Genomic DNA, 21,355 nt, shown 5'->3' on the forward strand with positions numbered 1-21,355 from the left:
GATGGATCACAATTCGTTGTATCCGTTCTACAACTATGGCGAGATTGAGATTCAAGTCGGCGGCACGCTGTCAAATTTGGGGGAACTCAGCAACGATGGCGACATCGGCAACAGTGGTCTCTTCGATAACAGCGGTACAGTCAGAAACTATGGCACGCTGACAAACTCTGGGCAGATTGAAAATGGTGGAGATCTCGAGAATTCCCAGGATCTCTACAATGACGGGGATCTCTACAACTACGGCAGCGTCAGAAATGACGGCACGCTAACGAACTCCGAGAACATTCACAACTTCGGGGAACTTGAAAACCAAGGAGACCTCGATAATGGCGGAAATCTCAATAATGATGGTACAGTCAGAAACTACGGCACGCTGACAAACTCTGGGCAGGTTGAAAATGGTGGAGATCTCGAGAACTCCCTGGATCTCAACAATGACGGGGAACTCAATAATAACGGCACCCTCAGAAATGACGGTACGCTCAGAAATGACGACACGCTGACGAACTCTGGGCAGATTGAAAACGGTGGAGATCTCGAGAACTCCCAGGATCTCAACAATGACGGGGATCTCTACAACTATGGCAGCGTCAGAAATGACGGCACACTAACGAACTCTGGGCAGATTGATAACGGTGGAGAACTCGAGAACTCCCAGGATCTCAACAATGACGGGGATCTCTACAACTACGGCAGCGTCAGAAATGACGGCACGCTAACGAACTCTGGGCAGATTGATAACGGTGGAGAACTCGAGAACCAAGGAGACCTTGATAATGGCGGGGAACTCAATAATAACGGCACCCTCAGAAATGACGGCACGCTGACGAACTCCGAGAACATTCACAACTTCGGGGAACTTGAAAACCAAGGAGACCTCGATAATGGCGGAAATCTCAATAATGATGGTACAGTCAGAAACTACGGCACGCTGACAAACACTGGGCAGATTGAAAATGGTGGGGATCTCGAGAATTCCCAGGATCTCAACAATGACGGGGAACTCAATAATAACGGCACCCTCAGAAATGACAGCAGCGTCAGAAATGACGGCACGCTGACGAACTCTGGGCAGATTGAAAATGGTGGAGATCTCGAGAACTCCCAGGATCTCAACAATGACGGGGATCTCTACAACTACGGCAGCGTCAGAAATGACGGCACGCTAACGAACTCTGGGCAGATTGATAACGGTGGAGAACTCGAGAACTCCCAGGATCTCAACAATGGGGGCGAACTCTACAACAACGACACCCTCAGAAATGGAGGCACGCTGACGAACTCCTCTGACGGATCTATTCACAACTTCTTCGAGCTCGAAAACTTTGGAGAACTCAACAATGACGGGGAACTCTACAACGAAGGCTTCGTCAGAAATGACGGCACGCTAACGAACTCTGGGAACATTACCAACCACGATTACTTCGACAACAACGGCACGCTGATTAACGATGGTACGTTGATAACCTACAGCAACTTTGAGAACTATGGTGTTCTCGGCGGGGCGGGGACACATTTGGGTGACCTTTCCGACTCAGGGACGTTGGCTCCAGGCAATTCACCGGGCGTCTACTCTATTGACGGTAACTATATGAAGTACGACGGTGTGTTTGAGATTGAACTGGGTGGTCTATCAGACGGCGACGGCGATAAAAGTTCAACGCAATACGATTGGGTCGATATCACTGGGGACATCAGTATCTTCGGCAATACATTCGTCAACCTATCCTTTGTTGATGGATTCAGCGTCGGCGAACTTTCGGTAGATGATCGTTTCGACATCCTGCGATTCGGTGGCAACCTAACCGGTTTCGAGTTTTTGAATCTCAATGACTCACAGGCTCAACTGTGGAATGGCGCCTACTGGAGCTTGAATGCCGATGACTATTCGGTGTTCCTCACGGTCCATTCAACCGCCCCCGCCACAGGAGTCCCCGAACCATCCACGTACGCCGGACTCATCGGCATCACTTGCGTGTCACTGCTCGCCTATGGCTGGCGGCGCAAACGGCAACAGGCTGCGTGATTTAAGAGCTATCACACTTCGTCAGCACCAAGGACTACAACACAAGGGTTCGACATGAAGCGAGCGATCATATCGGCTGTGGCTAGCGTGGTGGTGCTGCTGTCTTCTGAAGGACGGATAGAGGCTGAAATAATCACCTTTGATCTCCCATCCAACACCTGGCAAACAGATTTTGACACTGCAGAAGTGGATATTGAGTTTCGATCCCATGTGTTCCCTTGGCCCACCGGCTACAACGATCTTACAAACGTTGCATATACCGACAGTGGCAGTTCTCTCATCATCGATCTCAGATCAATCAACAATGCTCTAGTCACACTGAATCAATTCGATCTTGGCAACTCGCTTGGTAATGGCGGCAATACTCAGTATCACATTTACGATTTATCAGACCTGAACAATCCGATTCTTTCGGTAACAAATCTTCAAGTCCCCTATTCGACGAACAGTCATTCAACTTTCTCCGTCAACCTATCGAGCAATCACGGAATCCGGCTACAGGTGGGACCAGACCTGAACAACATCGGTATCGATAACATAATTTTTAACGAACCCATTGCAGTGGTCCCCGAACCATCCACCTACGCCGGACTTCTCGGCATTACCTGCGTGTCACTGCTCGCCTACGGCTGGTGGCGTAAAAGGCAACAAGCTGCTTGAAGCTGACATCGCTCAATAGAACTTCCAACCGTCGGCGTGAAAACGTCGGCGGTTTTTTTGCGCGCAAATGGGGGCTAATCAGGTGAAGCGTGGGCTGGGGCAGTGACGGTGACGACGGTGACTCTTCACAGTTCCCACGTCCCGTTAGGCTTCCGCTTTCCCCCCCAACGTCCACGAAAACGGCCAAAAGAGCGGCATAGACGGTTATTTTCAGAAATCCACAACAATTCTCCAGAATTAGTGCCCGGCATTTTGACGTTTTGGGTATCCCCCTTGTGAACTCGCATTTTCAATCATTATCCATAGGATGACACCGACACCATCTTGGCGCCCAATAAACGACTACACGCGAGTCAATAAGATACTCGCATGTGGTTTGAGTCCGCTGCGACGGAGGCTTGTTAAGTGCTTTCTTAGATTGGCTTTACAAGTTGTTGACTACCCTTTTGTTACTTTGGCACACCCGTTGCTTTGTGTTACTTGCATATCCGGCAGTCGAAACGATCGGGTAGGCAAGCATCACAAAAGGTCGCCAATCAACAGCGGGTCGTGGTGGTCACGGGCACGAAACGGTGGCGGGAAACACACGAAACACACAAGGGGAACAACGATGAAGGCTTTTCAAATCTTTTTAACAGTGGCGGTCTTGGGTGGAATTGGCAACATGGCGGTCGAAGCGAAAGCTCAGAACCCCATCGTCGGCGGCGGCAGCCAGACCGATGTCTACTACGATCCGTTCAACGATCACACCTACGTCAAACGCGAACGCGTCAGCGTGCGTGAGAGTGCCTTCGACCCCGGTCGGATGTACGTCGATCCCGGTTCAAAACGTTACATCGATCGCTACTTCCGTGACAACAACGGTCAGTTGGTTCGCGAATTTGGTTGGACCTGGACCAGCAACGGTCGTCCGCACGGTAAATTGACCCGCCAACGCGTCCGTCACTATTCGAATCCTCGCCCCGGAGGCGGGCGGCCGGGTGGCGGAGCAACCATCGATGATCAAGATACCGTGGTTTTCAGCGTGGGGGGAAACAAACGTCGTCCCAACAACAGCCGACGACCTAAGTACAACGGTCGCCCTGGAAACAACCGTCGTCCCGGTGGCACGACCATCGATGATCGCAAAACCGTGATTTTCGATGCCAATAGCCGCAACAACAACCGCAATCGTAACAACAATCGCAACAACAACAGCAACAAAAATCGGAAACGTACCGGGCGAAATCAAACCCGCAACGGTCGTCCCGCAATGTTCGGATCTTCCCGTTAATTCCGAATCAACTGTAGATTGGCAACAGGACAATTTGACGCGGCCGGCGAGACACTGTTTCTCGCCGGCCGTTTTTTTTGAAGCGTCTCTCAATTCGATTCTCGATACGCAACGTGCGCAAGGGGCTTGGCGACTATCTTGCGAAGGTGGCCAAGGCGGCAGGTCTCGACATGCTGGCGCGGTTCTACGAGGGGATGACCGGCAAGGGCGGTTTTGTGCCGGTGAACGCCATGCCGCATATCCCGTCCGACCAGTATCCACCAGTCTTGGGCCATCGCACTCTGGTTCCATAGAATTTCGTAACTATTTGGGCTTCGATTTGTCGGGAGTTTCGGAGCCGATTATCGCTGCCGAACTCATCCTGGATTCCGCCGCCGTTTTAGGCACGAATCATGATTATGAGTTACACCAGGTTGTGACTCCCTTTGCGAATCTTGGCAGTCATTCTGTAGCAACCTTTGATGACCTGGGCAGCGGTACGGTTTATGGTGCCAGAAAGTATGTGTCGAGCGACAGGTTGCAATTGAGGTCTATCCTGTTGAATGCTGCTGCATTGACAGATCTCAACTCAGCTGCAGGAGGCAGTTTTGCCATCGGGGGCAGCATCACGTCCGTGCCTGGAAACGAACAAGGCATTTTTGCCGGATCCAACAATACGAATTCCGTGCAACTGAAATTGACGACGGCCGCCGCCGTCCCCGAACCGAGCACCTTCGCCCTCCTGGGCATCGGTGGCATCGCCCTAGTCGGATACGGCTGGCGGCGCCGGCGGCATCAGGCTGCGTGAGGCTTGATTTGAAAATTTGAATCTTCCAACCGTCGGTGCGGGTGCGTCGGCGGTTTTTTTGCGCACAACTGCTGTGTTTAAAGTGAGGTCTGGATATGGCTAGCCATGTGGTGTGGACAGCGAGGGAAGTATGCAGCGGGGAGCGAAGTCGCTGGTCGGGCAACAGCCGCAACAATCGCAAGAACGTCAACTCTAACAATCGGAACAACCGCCGCAGCAACAATCAGCAGCGAGCAGGTCGCAATCAATCCCGCAACGATCGCCCTGCGATGTTCGGTTTTGCTCGCTAGTTCAAAATCAGCGAGGCGTTTAACAACGGCCGGTGAGACAGTGTTCTCGCCGGCCGTTTTTTGCATGACGCGTATCTCATTTCTATTCTCAATTCGAACCGTCCGCAGGGGCTCGGTGACGAACTTGCGAAAGTGGCCAAGGTAGCACGCCTCGACAAACTGGAGCGGCGGCCTCGCCCTGGTCGCCTACGGCTGCCGACGCAAACGGCAACAGGTTGCTTGAAGCTGACATCGCTCTATAGACCTTCCAACCGTCGGCGTGAAAACGTCGGCGGTTTTTTTGTGCGTCTCTCAGCCATAAGCAGCCACCACGTCGTCTAGGTGGCTGCCTGATAGAGCACGTTTGCCTCGATGGCGAAAAATCGGGGGATGTGAGCCGAAACGCGGTTAGGATATGGGGCCACGTGCCCTAAACGGTGGTTTTTCGGCGTGTGTCACTGCAAGCGGGTTTCTGAGACGAATTCAGAACGGTTTCGAGCATCGCAGTCAGAGTTCACCAGCGGTGGAACCAATCAACGTCATTGGGTTTGCCGACGCATCAACATTCAATCTTGCTTCTCTTTGAGTCCATACTTCTTGTTGATTTCGTCATACGTCGGCTGAATCACATCCTGTACATCGAGTTTCCCATTCACAATTTCTTTCGAATACGGAATTCTCTGGCTTGCATCGGGAAGCTGAGGCTTCTCGGTGGCCGGAGGAGGCCAGACATCTTCGTCGACTACTGCCATCCGTACACGAATTTCATCCGGAGTGATGTTCCATACCATGTAGTCCATGGAAAGACTCAGTGGGCCCTTGTAGGTTTTCCGAATACGATCATTGATCGACGCGGTCGTGTCAAAGTCCTTGAAAAAGTGATACGCCACGGCCATTCGCGGTTTGATGAGCGACATTACGCTGCCGAACGCTTCAGGTGCTGTATGAATCTGGGTGCCCACCGCGAGAGCGCTTTGTGGCGTGAATTTGAACTTGGTAATCATGTCCGGCACTGCGATGAAGCACTCGTGAATTGCTAGGTCGGCATCCTTCGCATACTTCGCAAACCACTTGTTCGGATAGGTATCACCTCCGAACACGAACTTCAGGCCGTTCCACTCCAAGCTGTAGCTCACGGGACCATCAAGGGCATGGATGGCCGGGAACGAGCGGATCGTCACGCCATTTTCCTGATACACGATCTTATTCATTCCCCGGTAGTCAAATTCGTTGACTTCGATATGGTATCCCCGTGGATCGGTGATTCCCTTGCGACCGTCCAAGTCCCATGTAAGCGCTTTGCGTAAGTGGTCCACAGCGTATTTGGTGCCTCTTTCCGGAGTGCCGCCACTCGGTCCCCATACTCGCAACGGTTTCTGACGGCCGGCCAGAGCCCCGCCGACAAACAATGCATCGAGATCACCAAAATGATCGGTATGCAGGTGGCTCAGAAAGACCTTATCAAGATAATTGTAGGGAATCTGGAAAGCAGAGATGCGCTCTGCTGATCCGGTCCCAACATCGAAAATAAACTTGTCTCCATTCCCCAATTCGAGCAGCCAGCATGAGGCTGCTTGTTTGGGACGAGCTGTAGGCATGCCGGTTCCGCAGGCGAGTAAACGCATCTCGTTGGGTTGCAGGGTTTCGCTATTCGGTGTGTAGAAATCACGGCCACGTGCTTTGACTGGTGAATACTTTTCGGTGGAATTGGCATCCGCCGCAAGTGCTTTAGGTTCATATTTCCAATTGTTGTTAGCCACGATAAAACCCAGAAAAAATCCAATCGCCAAAATACTCAAGATCCCGAGTTGCTTCTTCGTTTCTTTAGACATTGACGTAGTCCCTTGGATTCATTCTCTGGATTTATTCCTAGTGAATTGATTGATTCATCCTAATTGATTGATTCATTTCAGTCGAGCTAATTGAAAAAATCCACTTTTCTATTGTCTTTCCTCCGGAGAAAACAGCTCTTCCAGATAGCAGGTCCCAGCAGACCGTTCCATTTTTTCTTTACGTCGCGCGTCGGCTGATCACGTCGCTATTCGGCACAGTTAGAAGTCCGAGAAACTCATCTCATCGATCAACGTGCCATATTCCCGTGCGATGGGCTCGAATCGGCACACACTCGTTTGCCATTGATTTCAACCCGTATCCCTCACTGCCTACCCCAACGCCACGCCAAGACAGTAAGCATGTCGCGTCGCAATCCGGTCACGATCAGGCAATCGTCTCCCCTGGGTATCGCGGGAGACGAGGCTTGACCCGGCGGCCTGGCCCAAGGTTGGTTAAGCCTGGCGGCCTAAGCGGCAACAAGCTACACGAGTTTTGATTGGCACAAATGAATCTTCCCACCGTCGGCGTGAAAGCGTCGGCGTTTTTTTGCGCGCAACTGCAACGTTAATGGGTGAGGCGTGGTGCGGAATTTTTTGTTGCGCGGACAGCGGGGAACTTATGCAGCGCAGAGCGAAGTCGCTGGTCGGGCAACAGGCAGATGTTGAGTTGCATTTGATTGGTTGTTTGCTGCTCAATGAGCAGCGGATTGACACGGTGCGTAATCTCGTGGGCAGCGGCGATTTTGCCAGTTCTACTTGCGAAGCGATCTATCGCACCGCTTGCCAACTCCGTGGTGAAGGCCAGCCGGTCAATCCGTTGGCCATTGGAACGGCACTGGGCCAACAGCAGTGCTCCGAGTTGAACATCATCTCCACGCTCGCAGAGGCGCTCGAAGCGGTGCCGCACGATACGCATACCGATTACTACGCCGGCCTAGTTCGCGAGTATGGCACCCGGCGAGCTCTGCAATCCAAACTCCTCGACAAAGCGGGCCTAGTCACCGATTGTTCGCAGCCGCTGGACCCCGCCAAGCTGAATTTTGAGGACTATGCCACCTTTCGTCTCAACGGTGCGTCCTCTGGATTGAAAACCAAAACGCTGGGGAGCGTCGAGCCGACCGAGACCGCTTGGCTGTGGCCGGGCCGCATTCCTCTGGGCAGCCTGACACTCTTTAGCGGTGAGCCGGGGATCGGCAAGACGTTTGCCGCCGCCGACTTTGCCGCACGGGTGGCGATGGGTTGGTCCTGGCCGGACGGGTCCCCGGGCGGCGAACCGCGGGATGTCGTGTTTCTGTCGGCCGAAGACAACGAGGAAACGCTGTCGCGACGCTTCGAAATGCTCAGCTGTGATCGTGAGCGGATTCATATTTTGGACAGCGGGATTGAAGAGTTCATCGACGGCAAGTTTCGCGACCGGTTTTTGAATCTGCAGACCGATATCGGCCACTTGGAGGAACTGTTCGAGCGGGTGCCGGCGGCCGGGTTATTGATCTTGGATACGGCAGCCGACTTTATGGGCAACGCCAATCAAAACCGCAACGACGAAGTCCGCGCCGTTTATACCCCCCTGGCCCGCTTGGCCAAACGGCAGAACATTGCCGTGTTGCTGTTGGCGCACTTCAATAAAAACACCGCCACAACACAGGCGATTTATCGGGGAATGGGTTCGCTGGCGTTTGTGGCCTTGGCGCGGGTCTCGTGGGGTCTATTTCGCGACCCGGAACAAAAGCAACGGATCCTCTTTTCACAAGTCAAAAACAACCTCGGTCCCCCGCAACCGGCTTTGGCGTTCGAAATCGTCGAACCGGGACTGCCCGCCTGGGAACCGGACCCGGTGGAGGTCGATAGCGATCAATTACTGGCCGAACGCAAACCGGCCCCGGCGAAAAAGTCGCAACGGTCGCGGGCCAAGGAATGGCTGACCGAACAACTGGCCCAGCACCCCGTCTCGGTCGTCACGTTGCGCGAGCGGGCCGCGGGGGTGAACATTTCCTGGAGGACCATCGAACGCGCGTCGAGCGATTTGCAGGTTCAAAAATACAAGTTCGGAGCGGGTGAGGAACAAGCCTGGATGTGGACACTTGAGGAGCTGCGAAGTTTTTGAATTCGGACTATGCGTCAGGCCAGAGCCAACTTCATGAATACCTTGGCTGCCTTGGCGTTCTTGGCTTTCTTGGCGGGCTACCTACACCCCGTATTTTGTCATGTTCAACGGATGAATACTCAAGATAGCCAAGACGACCAAGGCAGCCACCAACTTGTTGTCAACGCGTAAGGAGAACAGACCATGCTGACGGATCGCCAACAACTGATTTGCCCGTGGGAATTGTGTCGAGAGATCGCCGATTGGCTTCCCCCGGCGGAACGGGTTCGCGCGCAGCGGATCATCGAATGGCACTGGCAACGTCTGGCGGAAATCGAGCGCCGCGAATTGGCCGAAGGGGCGGATTGAATCGTGGCAGCCGCAGCCGTCCCGCCCCAGTTTGGGGGGATTATGAGAATTACGACGATTTTGCTTGATATCCAAATTGTGACGAGGCACAATGGTGACTTGAACTAGGCAAGCGGCTCATTTCCAGCATCACATTCGATTCAAAGATTCTTCACTATGAAACACATTCTACTTGCCGGTTTGGTCAGTCTGGGTTTGGCTTCGTCTGCTCAGGCAGGGATTTTGACGGGGGCGAACCCGACGTTCAATTTGTTTCAGGCGCCGCCGATATCGGGCAGCACCCACATGAATATTGCTTATCATGCAGGCTTTAATCAATACTATGGCGGAATCGGCGGGAGTCCTGATTTTACTGCTTTCGTCTGGAGCGCGGCGGGTGGTGCTCCGATTCAAGTGATTCAGCCGAATAACGCTGACATTCGTGCATTCAACTACAATTCAAATACCAATGCACTGGAATTGATCACCTACAATGCCCAATCTGGAAATGGTGGCGGGGATCGAGGCCTGCTGACAGTGGGGCTTGATGGAGCGGGCCTGCTCACCGGTTCGCATACCAATACGTTAGCGTCGCTGCCGGGGTTAAATGGCGTGCAGACAATGCCGGCCTACGACGCTGCCCAAAACCAGTTTTATTCGCGCGACAATGGCGGAACAGTGAACGTTGTCAGCCGCGTGGACGGGACTTTGAGCGGGACGATCAATCTTGACTTGGCTGCCGCCGGCTCGCCCTTATTACAAAGTTACACCCTGGGTTTTGACGAAACCCAAAATGCCTTGATCGCGATCGATTATTTGAACGCCCAAGCGTTGGTTTTCGATTTGAGTGGAAATTTCCTGGGAGCGTCTCAACTGACGGGATTTGCTGGTTCCATTCCGAACGCTTACAATACTGGATACACGAACGGACAACTGTTTGTGTACGACGGACAAATCGAAGCGTGGCGAGGTTATGAGATTTTCAGCAATATGGCCGTCGTCCCCGAACCCAGCACCTTTGCCCTGCTCGGCATTGGCGGCTTGGCCTTAGTCGGCTACGGCTGGCGGCGCAAACGGCAACAGGCTGCTTGAGTTTTGATTGGCACAATTGAATCTTCCAACCGTTGGCGTGAATGCGTCGGCGGTTTTTTTGTGCGCTACGATCGCCGATTGGCTCCCCCCGGCGGAACGGGTGCGCGCGCAGCGGATCATCGAATGGCGCAGGCAACGTCTGACGGAATCGAGCGCCGCGAATTGGCCGAAGGGGCGGATTGAATCGTGGCAGCCGCTGCCGTCCCGCCCATCAGTTTGGGGGGATTATGAGAATTACGACGATTTTGCTTGATATCCAAATTGTGAGGAGGCAGAATGGTGACTTGTACTAAGCAACCAATACATTTCCAACATCCCATTCGTAGCCAAGAGTCGTTTCATGAAACATCTTTTTCTTGCCGGTTTGATCAGTCTAGGCTTTGTCGCATCTGCCCAAGCGGGAACGCTTTATGCGGTTCGGGAGACTGGCGATGTACTAGTCAGCATCGACACAAATACTTTGGCCTTCACCGACATCGGTGCATTGGGAGTGACTTATGATTTTGGGGGACTTGCTTATGACCCAAATAGCGACACGCTCTACATGATTGACGGGCGGGGCGCGGAGAGCCTCTATACCGTCGATCAGAATACCGGCGCCGCCAGCCTGATCGGCTCCCACGGTATTACAGACCTCTTTGGACTGGCATTTGATTCAACAAATAATGTCCTGTACGGAAGCGGGGAATCCCCAAGTGGCTTGTACACCATGAACATTGCGACGGGAGCTGCTTCGCTGGTGGGTGATCCCGGCGTGGGCGCGGATGGATTGAGCTACGACTCGAAGAACGATCGGCTCGTCGGTAATGAGGCTGGACCGGGGGATCTTTATGAGCTGAATCGCTCGACGGGAGCTGCCACCCTGCTGTTTGATGGTGCGTTCACCAACAACAATGGTATGGCCTATGACCCGGAGAATGATCTGTTTTGGGCGATTGACTGGAGTGGTAATCTTTACACGTATGATCCAAACAATGGTTATGCCCGCACAACACAGCTGAGCGGACTGGGCGCCTACGACGGCCTGACTTATATAACGGCGTCTGTCGTCAATCCCGTCCCCGAACCGAGTACCTTCGCCCTGCTCGGCATGGGTGGTTTGGCCCTGGTCGGATACGGTGTCCGTCGCAAACGGCAACAAGCTGCTTGAAGCTTTGAAGAGTTCAATAGAACTTCCAACCGTTGGCGTGAATGCGTCGGCGGTTTTTTTGTTGCGCTGTTGTCTTTTTTAATCATCTCTGGAAATTTTTGCAGGCTAAGGGATTGTTCCTACTAAACCTTTCCAAACCGTCTGATGCGTCTCTCAGACGTAGCCTGTGGACACGAAATCGTAAGCCTTTGGAACAGATTTCACCCGGTTTTGAAATCAGTGCAATGTCCCAGGGAATCCCTGCGGGTTGAGCGAATTTGACATGTGGAAATCTGTGGACTACGTTTGTAATGGTTGTTCAAGATGGACTGAACCGGGCTTTCGACAACACGCCGGTCACGCTGCCGGGGCTAGTGCGGTGAGGTCGATCTTGCGGCGGCGATGGTTCCCATCCGCGGTTCATCCTTCCATCCTAATCAAGTTGCGAGAAGCAAGGCGATGGTACATTCAACGCTCAGCTATGGCGTCAAACAGGTCCTGCGGCAGGATGTGCCCGCGATCCAACGTTTGCTCAAACGTATTCGTCATGACGACCGGTTCGCCGAACTGTCTCTCTTCAAACGGCGTGCCCCGAACGACCAACTGCGACAGGATGAACGTCGTGCTCGGGATCGCTATCCGCTGTGTTGGCCCATCGAAGTGCTGCCGGTGAATTTCGAGCAAGGCGAGATTGAATACGTCGATTGCCCGCTGGGCGAAATCCAAGTCTACTCGCAGGACGTGACATTACGGGGGGTCAGTTTTCTCCACTCCGAGCCGCTGCAAACGTCATACGTCGTGCTCACCTACACTCCGGAAACGGAAGAGAACATTTCATTGCTGTTAGAAATTTGCTGGACGGCCGCGGGATGGGAACAGCCCTTTCCTGGTTGCGGAAAGTTTCTGACGAGTGGCGGAAAGTTCCTGGGAATCGTGGAATCCCTGGACCACGAGTGAGTTCCCGACGAGTCGTTGCCAAAGCCTCTGACGCCTCCGCCTGAAACTGCTCTGCAAGTTTCGCGAACAAGCGACGGGAATCCGATAGCGATTTCAACGCCCAACCGTCGGCGGTTTTTTGTGCGCTGTAACTCTGTGTTGGAATACGAGTGTTGGGAGACATCTCAACGGGGCAGCTCTGCTCCCGCGCCTGTGCTTGCGGATGATTCCGAAGAATTCTGCGATTTCGTGGCTCGTTTTTAGGCTGATTGGGCATTGCCCAATAGAGCGGCCTCTTCCTCTGCTGCTTTTCGCGAATCACGCTATGCGTTCGACCAATCCTTCGTAAGTCGCAGGCTCGGTTTGAAACAACGGCAATCGGGGACTCACGATTTCACGAGTAGCCTGAGGTATTCCAGATATTCTTACCTAGATATGTAACAAATGGGGATTCTCGTCGCTAAGCAGACTATCACCCGTGGCTTACACGGTACTTTTTAATACTCTTTTTGAACGAACTGAAAGGTAAAGACAGATGACGATCCCCCAAGTACGCAAGATGGACATTGAGTCCCTGGAAGATCGCCGATTGATGGCGGCGTCGATTGAACTCAACGGTGGAGTGATTGAAATCGAAGGGTCCAATTTTGACGACGTGGTCCAGGTGCAAGAGCAGCAATTTGGTCAAATCCAGGTCACCATGACCGTCAATGGAGCTGGGCAAATCACGAAAACGTTTGACCCGTCACAGGTCAATCAAATTAAATTTGTGGGCGCCAACGGAGATGACTATTTCGTCAACAACACGGACATCTCTTCGATTGCCTACGGACAAGCTGGTAACGACGTTCTGATCGGCGGGTCGAACAAGGACTTCCTGTTTGGCGGTGAAGATAATGACCGGCTGTATGGTCGAGACGGCAACGATACCGTCTTCGGTGAGGCCGGAAATGATGTGCTCTATGGCGGTAACGGCGCGGACACAATGAATGGTGGTAGCGACAGAGACGCCATGTTCGGCCAGGATGGCAACGACATCATGAAAGGTGGAAGCGGCAACGATCAAATGTACGGCGGCTACGGGAACGACGACATGTTCGGCGAAGCTGGCAACGACAATCTGTACGGTCAAGCCGGGAACGATGACATGTGGGGCGGAACCGGAACCGACTCCTTCCGTGGCGGTAGCGGCTACGATCGCGCCCACGACTGGTTCTTCGAATATACCGATAGCGTGGAATCGAAAAGAGGAGGTTGGTTCTTCTAAGCCAAGGCCTTTGGACATAGAACGGTTTGTGGAAACCGCCGGCGTAAATGCGTCGGCGGTTTTTTGTGCGCTGTGCACACCGCAGTGCATTTCCCGACAATCTTGTTCACATGTCGAACTGGGAGAATTGTACGAATTGGAGGGATTTTTCTTGATTTAGGGGTTTCAACGATTCAGGATGGAACGAGATAGATTCGGTTAGACAACTTTAGTTGGGGCAGACTTAACAATATTTTCGTAACAGTATGGAAAGTGGGCAAACCAATGAAGCTGAATACCCTTTGCGTTGCTTTTGTGATTTGGGTCGTGCCGTTGAGCGCAGATGCTGGAATGGTCCATATGATTTTGGAGCGGGATACAAACGCACAGGGAGGCAGCGAGGTCTTTCTGGGCAGTTTCGATTCCATTGCAGACTTCCTCGCTGGTAGTCTCTCCAGCTCTAGCTTTTCGCAACTCAATCTCGGTGTCAATTTTAGCATCGGTGGATTCGCTTACGACGGGAGCAGTTACCATATGATTTTGGAGCGGGATACAAACGCACAGGGAGGCAGCGAGGTCTTTCTGGGCAGTTTCGATTCCATTTCAGATTTCCTCGCTGGTAGTCTCTCCAGCTCTAGCTTTTCGCAACTCAATCTCGGTGTCAATTTTAGCATCGGTGGATTCGCTTACGACGGGAGCAGTTACCATATGGTTTTGGAGCGGGATACAAACGCACAGGGAGGCAGCGAGGTCTTTCTGGGCAGTTTCGATTCCATTTCAGATTTCCTCGCTGGTAGTCTTTCCAGCTCTAGCTTTTCGCAACTCAATATCGGCGCGAATTTCGGCATCGGTGGAATCTCTGCGGAGATTGATGATGTCAACAATGCCGTCGTCCCCGAACCGAGCACCTTCGCCCTACTCGGCATGGGTGGCTTGGCCTTGGTCGGATACGGAGTACGGCGCAAACGGCAACAGACGGCCTAAGTTTTGATAGGTACAATGGACTTCCAACCGTCGGCGTGAACGCGTCGGCGGTTTTTTGTGCGCTGTGCCCGAAGCAGCCAGCACCTTGTCTGGATGGCTGCCTAATCGAGCACCTTTTTCTTAGCCGGCAAAAACCAGGGCGAGTTCGGGCGTTGTGAAGCGAAACACGGTTTGAATTCGTCGCTACGTGCTTTAGTTCGAGAAAACGGTCGATTCTTGGCAGGTCTAAACCTCGATGGGTTTTTGACACCCCCCCGTTGGCACTGCATTTTCGCGCGGTGTCCGTCGACGATTCCTCACTGCGGTGTACTTTCTGCGGAGGGTTTTTCCGGGATGACCACGTACGCATTGTGCTGAAACAGTGATCTCAACTTGTCCCAAAAACCGCTGCCAAGCACGAACAGGCTGATCAACAGCAGCACGTCAAAACTAAAGCTGTAGACCAGCTGTCCAGCCGCAAGGCCTGGGAAGTAATGTGCGAGATAAGGTGATGCCCAACCGAAGGCTAACGGCGTCATGAACATTACGAGTCCAATCGTGTAGCGAGTGCGGCTCACTTCGCTAGGCGGGCCATACGACTTAAAAAAGCCGAACACCATGGCTTTAATGAACGCAAGGCCCTCTTTGCCAGCGACTGCCGCTGCGGCGATCAACAGGAATTCCGCCGCGACAACCATAATACCGCTGAAGACTGCGGTCGTGGTTGCTGACACTCCCAATAGTACCAAGAGGGGAATCAAGACCGGCCATCCGATACTCACCACGAAGATCGCGAATCCAACCTTAGTCCGCCAACCCGCCTGCGACCGTTCGTCGCTCATAATTGTCTGTTTGTCCCTCAAATAAAAGGTGGATTGTCGAGCAGCAAAAGATCGGATTTCGCGGCACTGGGTTGGTGAGAAGCACAACGCTTAACCAGGCCCAGGAGATGCCTGATCAGATGTGTCCGCAGTGACGTCGACCCCTGTTTTTACGTCGACGCCATTTCCCAAAAATGTGACTTCCAGCGGACCTTGTTCATCATCGTGCTTCCAATAACTGTGACGCAACGGCAACGAGAACTGGATCCCGTGTTGATCGAACACCTTAAAGATCTGCAGATTGACTTTCTCACAGAACGCGTAGTAGTTCCACAGGTCTGGCGGCGTATACCAGTAGAGGATACGGATATTGAACGAGTCTGGATTGAACTCGTTAAAGTACACCCGAGGAGGGTACTCCGGGTCCATCCCCTCATGGTTGTCCAGGATCGCACGAATGGATGTGACGGCCTGATCGACTTTTTCGCGAGGCGTATCAATGGGAATGTGCAGGTCAGAGATCCTGCTAATATGCTTCCGTTTCCCGACATTCTCGATCTCACTTTCAGCCATCTGGTCATTCGGGATGGAAATTAAATGGTTGGATAGAAACGATCGAATCTTGGTAGAACGTAGTCCGATTTCCTCAACCACACCATCGTGACCGTTGGCGACAATCCGGTCGCCGACTCGAAAGGGTCGGTCGAGAAGAAGCGTGACTGTCCCGAACAGTCCTTTGACCATTCCCTGCGCTGACAACGCAATCGCTAAACCACCGATTCCTGCGCTTGCTAATAGAGTCGTCAGCGGAAACCCCAGATACCTCCCCCCTTCCAAGAACACAATCGCGGCCGCGATAATGCCAAGCACCCGAAAAAGGATGCGGACCAGAGTTGCGTCGAGTTGGCGCGAACGAACCTTGGGCAACGCAACCACTGAATCTGCCAGTCGACTGCTCACCGCTAAGATGACCGCGATCAACGCCATGAGGAAGACAATATCCGCGGAAAACTGAGCGACGTAAAGTGCCGTTCCCCGGATGGAAAGATACTCCCAGATGACATGCTTGAAGACCAGCGGCACAAACATCGCAACGATTGCGAACAGCGTGGTGATCCAATAGCGCAACAAGCCCCGCTGACGCATGCTCTCGCTACGGATCCCGCCGACCCAATAGATCGTAAACATGATGCCAAGCCCCACGATCATGGCCAGTAATAATCCAATCCATTGCCAAATGGCCAGCCCCAAGGTGCGGTGTCGAAATCCATCGGGTAACCAATCGACCCAATCCGCCACAGTTGGATTCGCCGGAACCGATAGATACCAGTCGTGAAAGCCAACGGAGACTGGGCGGCCCTTGGTGCGATAGGGTTGTGATTTGACCTCCTCATACATTTCAGCGGCGCGTTGCACTGTCCCCACCGTGAAAAGGTACTCTCCACGTTGCGGCCCCTCTGCAACCCGCGCGATCGTGATTTTGGTGTTGGGAACCTGCCAACGGACAAGCGGCTCCCCCCCTTCCATAGCCTGAAGATTCTCCGGGCCCGGAATTTCCTCAGGAGGAGGCACAGTGACGCGATCAAGAATTTCCTTAAGACAGACTGCCGCCTCGCCTGCATAATAGTCGCGAGAATACTCAGGAATCTCACTGAGGTCGAGACAGCGATAGACCTGTGTTACCAGCGGGAGGAATTTCGGATCGGTCCGATCGATGTGCTTTTCCGCGCGGATCATCTCAGAAATTTGATTGATTGTGTCGAGGAAGAGAGTCAGCGTGCCACGCGGACTTGAAGTGTCTGCAGTCAGTGTAGGCTGGCGTTTTGTGAGAGCCACGTAGCGATCATAGAACCTGGGAGAGACCTTGGGACCGTCCTTCCGATACGGCAGTTGCTCAGCGGCACGATAGATTTTTGCGGCTTGCCGCACCATTTCCGGAGAAAAGAGATATGCCCCCTCTTGTGATCCGTCCTGAACGCGCACGATGCTGAGCCGGGTGCCGGGAATGCGCCATCGAGAGAGCGGTTTACCATCGGCAGTGGTCGCACCTGGAATGTCGTCTTCCTCGGGCAACTTGACACGATCCAACACCTCTTTCAGGTAGACGGCCGACTCAATCCCTGCTGTATCACGCAACTCGCCGGGCAATGCGCTCAAATCCAGGCAGTCCATGATACGTTCAGAAGCAGGAAGCACCTTGGTGTTAAAGTCTGCGGCGGTTTTTTCTGTATCGGCCAAGCTGTAAAGTTCGTTGCACGCAGCAAGGAAGCTGTTCAACGTTGTGCGGGGGCTCGAAGTGTCCGATGGCAGAAGTGGGTGTGGTGTTGCCGTCTCCTGCGCCACACTATTCGATAGTCCAGCCACAAAGCAGGTTGTGAAAACCGTTGCTAAGAACAACGCTCGTTGCATCCGTCTGGTCCACGTCTTCCTATGGCAGTTCCCAACAATCCCCAACAGCTCTAGCTTGTCGCGCAGATCTGATTCGCAATCGTCACGAAAGGCTAAATTCTCACTGCCAATTCGATAAAAAAAATCCCTCCTGGCGATCCATACGCGCAGAAGGGCTCCCATAGCCAACAGTGCCTACCACTCAAAGGCAGCACGACTTGATGAGTTCTATTGTACCGAACGAGTATCCCAGATCAAACAGCAAGCGTTGCTGGCGAGTTCCAGTGTGCTCGGATGCATCAACATCGGTCCTTTGTCATGGATTTCAAGATCCGCGCGGCCCGCGACTCCGGGTTCACCGCGTGGTTATGTTGCTTCTTGTCGTAGTGAGGCGAGTTCAGTGTTCCAAAAGCAACCATCGGCCAAAGCAGCAGAATCGATTCGAGCAATTTCGGTTTCAAGCCAAAGCAAGACGTCCTCGGGAATGTCACCATCAAGATAAGCGTCCTCACCATTGCGTTCCTGAGTTTGCTGCACAAGCGATTGGTATACGAGTAGCGACTCCGCAAGTTGTGAAACGGATCCGTTGATAAATACGCAATTGAATTTGGCATCGTGATCCAAGTACACAATCGCATCGAGTTTAGTGCCATCGAAGCAGATCGGGTTGCCCGCATCATCAGAACCGATTTTGTGATAGCAATCGAAGTCTGAGGCAAGGCTATACTGTTCAGCTACCGTGTGAAGTGTGCCTTCGCCAAGCTCGCCGAAGCTCAGGAAAGGCGCCGCATCGGCGGGTAATCCGGCAGACGTAAGGAATGCAACTGTGTTGTCCGATATAGACAGCCCAGCTAGCGAAGCGGTAGATACGGAAATTAGTTTTGACGCGTATGGCGCGGCAGCCCAGCGGTTGCGAAAGTCATCAGGTGAGATCATTTGAGTGCCTTTGAAACATAACGACCAGCGTCACCAGGCTACGGCGAACAACTTTGATTTTAATAACTGCGCGGCCCGCAGCTCCGGTGCAACGGATGGTTAGGCGGTTCTATGTACAGCACTTTGCCGCAAGTTTAGTAAGTCCCAATTTTTCGATCCACCTTTTCGGCTGATTGATCGCCTGCCGATCAGCAAAGAGTTCACAGAGTTGAGTCACTTCATTCCACGAGCCATCCAGATCACCCAGGATGTAGAGAATCTGGGCATTCACTGGCTTTGGGCGAAACTGATCAAACCACCGATGAGTGCGGTATGCCTGAAGGCCGTCAATTGACTCCAGGTCTTTGGCCAGTTGTTCAATCGCCGAATTCAGGTACTCGGCAACGTGACTCGAATCCTCATTGGCGCGTACTGACCATCGGTCAGGCACATTGTCCAAGAGTCTTTCGAGACGCTCTCGCGTCCCCCGGGAATCGCATTCGTATTCTTTGGGCTTTTCGAGGATCTCGATACTGGCCAGTTGGCAAACAGCGTCGAACGCAAGGCCAACGTTGATGTAGAATAGCTTCTTGTCCCAGGACGAACTGTGGCTGGATTGAAAGTTGACAACCTGAACGACGTCATTGTGGCGGCGATGAAAGTTTAGCGCGGACTTGCGGAATCCCAGTGGTTTAAGGACCGATGTCACCGCACTTTTGATGATGTCGTCGAAACGTGTTTGTGCTGGAGATTTTTCACGAGCCATATGAGAGGCGACCTTTATCGCTGAACGTTCCCAGATCACAGGGCCGCGGGGAACGACGTTGATTTCAAGCCCCGCGCAGCCCCGATGCAACGGATTGTATTGTCATGCCTTTTTCGACTTGTTGAAGCCCACGTCCGGCTTTTCTTCGCTGGCTAGCATGTCCATGAATTTTTCAAATCGCTTCTGTCTGGTTTCGGATCTCTTCGCACTTGTCAATCCGTACGCGATGACATAACGGCTCGATTTATTGAGCGTTTCAAAAAACTGCTTCGCCTGCGGATTGCTCTGCAGTGCTGCTAGGAAATCCGCTGGCACTTTCATTTCACTGGCCGCATAGGCGTTCTCCCACCGGCCGTCCGCTTGGGCGGCACGAACATGCACGAGTCCTGACTCCATCATCCGGCCCTCTCTGATCAAACGCTCCGCATGCTCTCTATTCCTTTTTGACCAGTTGCTGCGCGTTTTTCTGGGAGTGACCCGCTGGAGATAGGCTTGGTCATCGATTGACTTCTTGACGCCGTCGATCCAGCCCCAGCACAGCATCTCAATCACGACATCGTCCCAAGTCACGCTCGGAATCCCAGACTTCTTCTTGAATATCTTCACCCACAATTCACTTTCGGTGGCGTGATGCACCTTGAGCCACCGGCCGAGATCTTTCGGCGATGCAAAGGTCTTGATACTCGCTGGATCGGGTTGAGGCATGAAATCAGACAGACTCTGGCAGAACGGTTGAATTCACCCGGCACGTGCGGTGAACGTTGTCATAGCCAATTTACTTTAATCGCGTGCTTCGGTGAACCAATCCGCATACCGTTGCTGTACACCCCTGTCGCCTGGGGACTCCTTAAGCGCTGCGATAAACGAGCTTTCATCCATGACAGGTCCTGAGTCTGTGGTTGATAACGTCTAAAATCACCGGACCAGGGGTTGATGTGATCGAGCAAAGCGAGCCAGCCTGGCTTTTCTGTCTCGCGTTTATCCGTTTGTTATCATGCCATCCAGTCCGATCGACCGGTTTCCCGCAAGAGGTCAATGGCAGTTTTACCTTCGTCGTTTTGCAAATCTGGATTTCCCCCATGTTGGATGAGTAATTGCCAGATTTGCTTGGACGAGACCGTCGACGCGCAATCGTGCATCGTTGTGTTTCCCCAGTTCTGTATGGAATTAGGGTCGGCGCCGTTCGCCAGTAATGTTTTTACGTATTCGACATTATTGTTGCCGACAGCGTAGCCAAGTGCGAGTTGTTTGTTGTGATCCAATTGGTTTACATCAATACGATTTGCCAGATACTCGACAGCGTTTACGTCATTGACGATGCATGCAGAGCAGAGTTCGCCAAGCAATTCACCCGCTGGTATCCCGGCAAGTTCACTGTCAGTTTTGAACAGCCGAGGATCGTCTGGCAGTAGATCAAGTTCGTCTGCTGCACCCGCGATAATCCAGCCATATTCTTCCTGGTCCTCAAGATGGTCGAGTTGCTCCGCGGTAACACCATCAAATAGTGAACGAAATGAGTTCAAAGCGTATGAATCCTGTTCGAGAAGATCAACCAGCGTCTCCGGGCCGAAGTAACCACGGGCGGGTTCAAGCTGTTTTGCAAACGTTACGAGTTGTTGAATCGTTTCAGACATTTCATGCATGTTAACGACCACATTCACGGGGGAAGGCGAGTTGATTTTCCATTCTTAGACGCGCGACGCCTTCCTTTGTGTACACGGCAATGTTATCCGCTATCTTGAGCTTCGCTATCATCGACGTCGGATTCGAGTGTATCAGGATCGCGGTCAGCCAACACGACGGTTACGATGAATCCGTATA

21 protein-coding genes are annotated in these 21,355 nt (G+C 52.8%); 13 read left to right on the forward strand and 8 right to left on the reverse strand.

Features of this window, described 5'->3' with window-relative positions; translation table 11 throughout:
• Positions 1–16: 16 nt before the first annotated feature.
• From CA54_RS22085 to CA54_RS29570, 5 genes are all read left to right on the forward strand, one after another.
• Positions 17–2,026, forward strand: coding sequence for a PEP-CTERM sorting domain-containing protein (locus CA54_RS22085; protein ID WP_197532711.1), 2,010 nt, complete (start codon positions 17–19; stop codon positions 2,024–2,026).
• Positions 2,027–2,080: 54 nt separating this feature from the next.
• Positions 2,081–2,686 (forward strand): PEP-CTERM sorting domain-containing protein, encoded by a 606-nt coding sequence (locus tag CA54_RS22090; RefSeq protein ID WP_146373129.1) that lies wholly within the window; start codon positions 2,081–2,083, stop codon positions 2,684–2,686.
• A gap of 610 nt (positions 2,687–3,296) precedes the next feature.
• Positions 3,297–3,959, forward strand: a complete 663-nt coding sequence (locus CA54_RS29560; RefSeq protein WP_197532712.1) for a hypothetical protein — start codon at positions 3,297–3,299, stop codon at positions 3,957–3,959.
• A gap of 77 nt (positions 3,960–4,036) precedes the next feature.
• Positions 4,037–4,252 carry a hypothetical protein gene (locus CA54_RS29565; protein WP_197532713.1) on the forward strand — a complete coding sequence of 72 codons (216 nt, stop codon included), beginning with the start codon at positions 4,037–4,039 and terminating at the stop codon, positions 4,250–4,252.
• 26 nt (positions 4,253–4,278) lie between these two features.
• The gene (locus tag CA54_RS29570; protein ID WP_197532714.1) at positions 4,279–4,746 is read left to right on the forward strand and encodes a PEP-CTERM sorting domain-containing protein; all 468 of its coding nucleotides are present in this window, start codon (positions 4,279–4,281) and stop codon (positions 4,744–4,746) included.
• 77 nt (positions 4,747–4,823) lie between these two features.
• On the opposite strand, the gene CA54_RS22100 is transcribed toward CA54_RS29570, so the two are convergent.
• Together CA54_RS22100 and gntH are read right to left on the reverse strand one after the other, a co-directional pair.
• Complete coding sequence (locus CA54_RS22100; RefSeq protein ID WP_146373131.1) at positions 4,824–5,102, reverse strand: hypothetical protein; 279 nt, start codon at positions 5,100–5,102, stop codon at positions 4,824–4,826.
• A 479-nt stretch (positions 5,103–5,581) separates the two neighbouring features.
• Entirely contained in the window at positions 5,582–6,847 is a 1,266-nt protein-coding gene (gntH, locus tag CA54_RS22105; protein ID WP_146373132.1) for a guanitoxin biosynthesis MBL fold metallo-hydrolase GntH, read from the reverse strand.
• A gap of 619 nt (positions 6,848–7,466) precedes the next feature.
• Here gntH and CA54_RS22110 point away from each other — a divergent pair.
• The 8 genes from CA54_RS22110 to CA54_RS22135 all read left to right on the forward strand — a co-directional run bounded on the left by CA54_RS22110 (position 7,467) and on the right by CA54_RS22135 (position 14,665).
• Positions 7,467–8,951 (forward strand): AAA family ATPase, encoded by a 1,485-nt coding sequence (locus CA54_RS22110; RefSeq protein ID WP_197532715.1) that lies wholly within the window; start codon positions 7,467–7,469, stop codon positions 8,949–8,951.
• A 33-nt stretch (positions 8,952–8,984) separates the two neighbouring features.
• Positions 8,985–9,122 (forward strand): hypothetical protein, encoded by a 138-nt coding sequence (locus tag CA54_RS29575; protein WP_197532716.1) that lies wholly within the window; start codon positions 8,985–8,987, stop codon positions 9,120–9,122.
• Positions 9,123–9,134: 12 nt separating this feature from the next.
• Positions 9,135–9,299 carry a hypothetical protein gene (locus tag CA54_RS29580; protein ID WP_197532717.1) on the forward strand — a complete coding sequence of 55 codons (165 nt, stop codon included), beginning with the start codon at positions 9,135–9,137 and terminating at the stop codon, positions 9,297–9,299.
• A 156-nt stretch (positions 9,300–9,455) separates the two neighbouring features.
• Positions 9,456–10,370: a PEP-CTERM sorting domain-containing protein gene (locus CA54_RS22115; RefSeq protein ID WP_146373134.1), complete on the forward strand. Its 915-nt coding sequence runs from the start codon at positions 9,456–9,458 to the stop codon at positions 10,368–10,370.
• A 340-nt stretch (positions 10,371–10,710) separates the two neighbouring features.
• The gene (locus CA54_RS22120) at positions 10,711–11,520 is read left to right on the forward strand and encodes a PEP-CTERM sorting domain-containing protein (protein ID WP_146373135.1); all 810 of its coding nucleotides are present in this window, start codon (positions 10,711–10,713) and stop codon (positions 11,518–11,520) included.
• Between the two features lie 438 nt (positions 11,521–11,958).
• On the forward strand, positions 11,959–12,456 hold the full coding sequence (locus tag CA54_RS22125; RefSeq protein WP_146373136.1) for a hypothetical protein: 498 nt from the start codon (positions 11,959–11,961) through the stop codon (positions 12,454–12,456).
• A 514-nt stretch (positions 12,457–12,970) separates the two neighbouring features.
• A complete protein-coding gene (locus CA54_RS22130; RefSeq protein ID WP_146373137.1) occupies positions 12,971–13,702 on the forward strand; it encodes a calcium-binding protein in 732 nt (243 codons plus the stop codon).
• 264 nt (positions 13,703–13,966) lie between these two features.
• Complete coding sequence (locus tag CA54_RS22135; protein WP_146373138.1) at positions 13,967–14,665, forward strand: PEP-CTERM sorting domain-containing protein; 699 nt, start codon at positions 13,967–13,969, stop codon at positions 14,663–14,665.
• A gap of 296 nt (positions 14,666–14,961) precedes the next feature.
• On the opposite strand, the gene CA54_RS22140 is transcribed toward CA54_RS22135, so the two are convergent.
• The 6 genes from CA54_RS22140 to CA54_RS22165 all read right to left on the reverse strand — a co-directional run bounded on the left by CA54_RS22140 (position 14,962) and on the right by CA54_RS22165 (position 21,177).
• Entirely contained in the window at positions 14,962–15,486 is a 525-nt protein-coding gene (locus CA54_RS22140; RefSeq protein ID WP_146373139.1) for a transporter suffix domain-containing protein, read from the reverse strand.
• Positions 15,487–15,576: 90 nt separating this feature from the next.
• Positions 15,577–17,703 carry a mechanosensitive ion channel family protein gene (locus tag CA54_RS22145; RefSeq protein WP_197532718.1) on the reverse strand — a complete coding sequence of 709 codons (2,127 nt, stop codon included), beginning with the start codon at positions 17,701–17,703 and terminating at the stop codon, positions 15,577–15,579.
• Positions 17,704–18,219: 516 nt separating this feature from the next.
• Positions 18,220–18,789: an SUKH-4 family immunity protein gene (locus CA54_RS22150; protein ID WP_146373141.1), complete on the reverse strand. Its 570-nt coding sequence runs from the start codon at positions 18,787–18,789 to the stop codon at positions 18,220–18,222.
• A gap of 109 nt (positions 18,790–18,898) precedes the next feature.
• Entirely contained in the window at positions 18,899–19,534 is a 636-nt protein-coding gene (locus CA54_RS22155) for a DUF4304 domain-containing protein (RefSeq protein WP_146373142.1), read from the reverse strand.
• 102 nt (positions 19,535–19,636) lie between these two features.
• Positions 19,637–20,239 (reverse strand): YdeI/OmpD-associated family protein, encoded by a 603-nt coding sequence (locus tag CA54_RS22160; protein ID WP_146373143.1) that lies wholly within the window; start codon positions 20,237–20,239, stop codon positions 19,637–19,639.
• Between the two features lie 287 nt (positions 20,240–20,526).
• Complete coding sequence (locus tag CA54_RS22165) at positions 20,527–21,177, reverse strand: ankyrin repeat domain-containing protein (RefSeq protein WP_146373144.1); 651 nt, start codon at positions 21,175–21,177, stop codon at positions 20,527–20,529.
• Between the last annotated feature and the right edge of the window lie 178 nt (positions 21,178–21,355).

This window comes from Symmachiella macrocystis, from assembly GCF_007860075.1.
In the GTDB taxonomy this organism is placed as follows: domain Bacteria; phylum Planctomycetota; class Planctomycetia; order Planctomycetales; family Planctomycetaceae; genus Symmachiella; species Symmachiella macrocystis.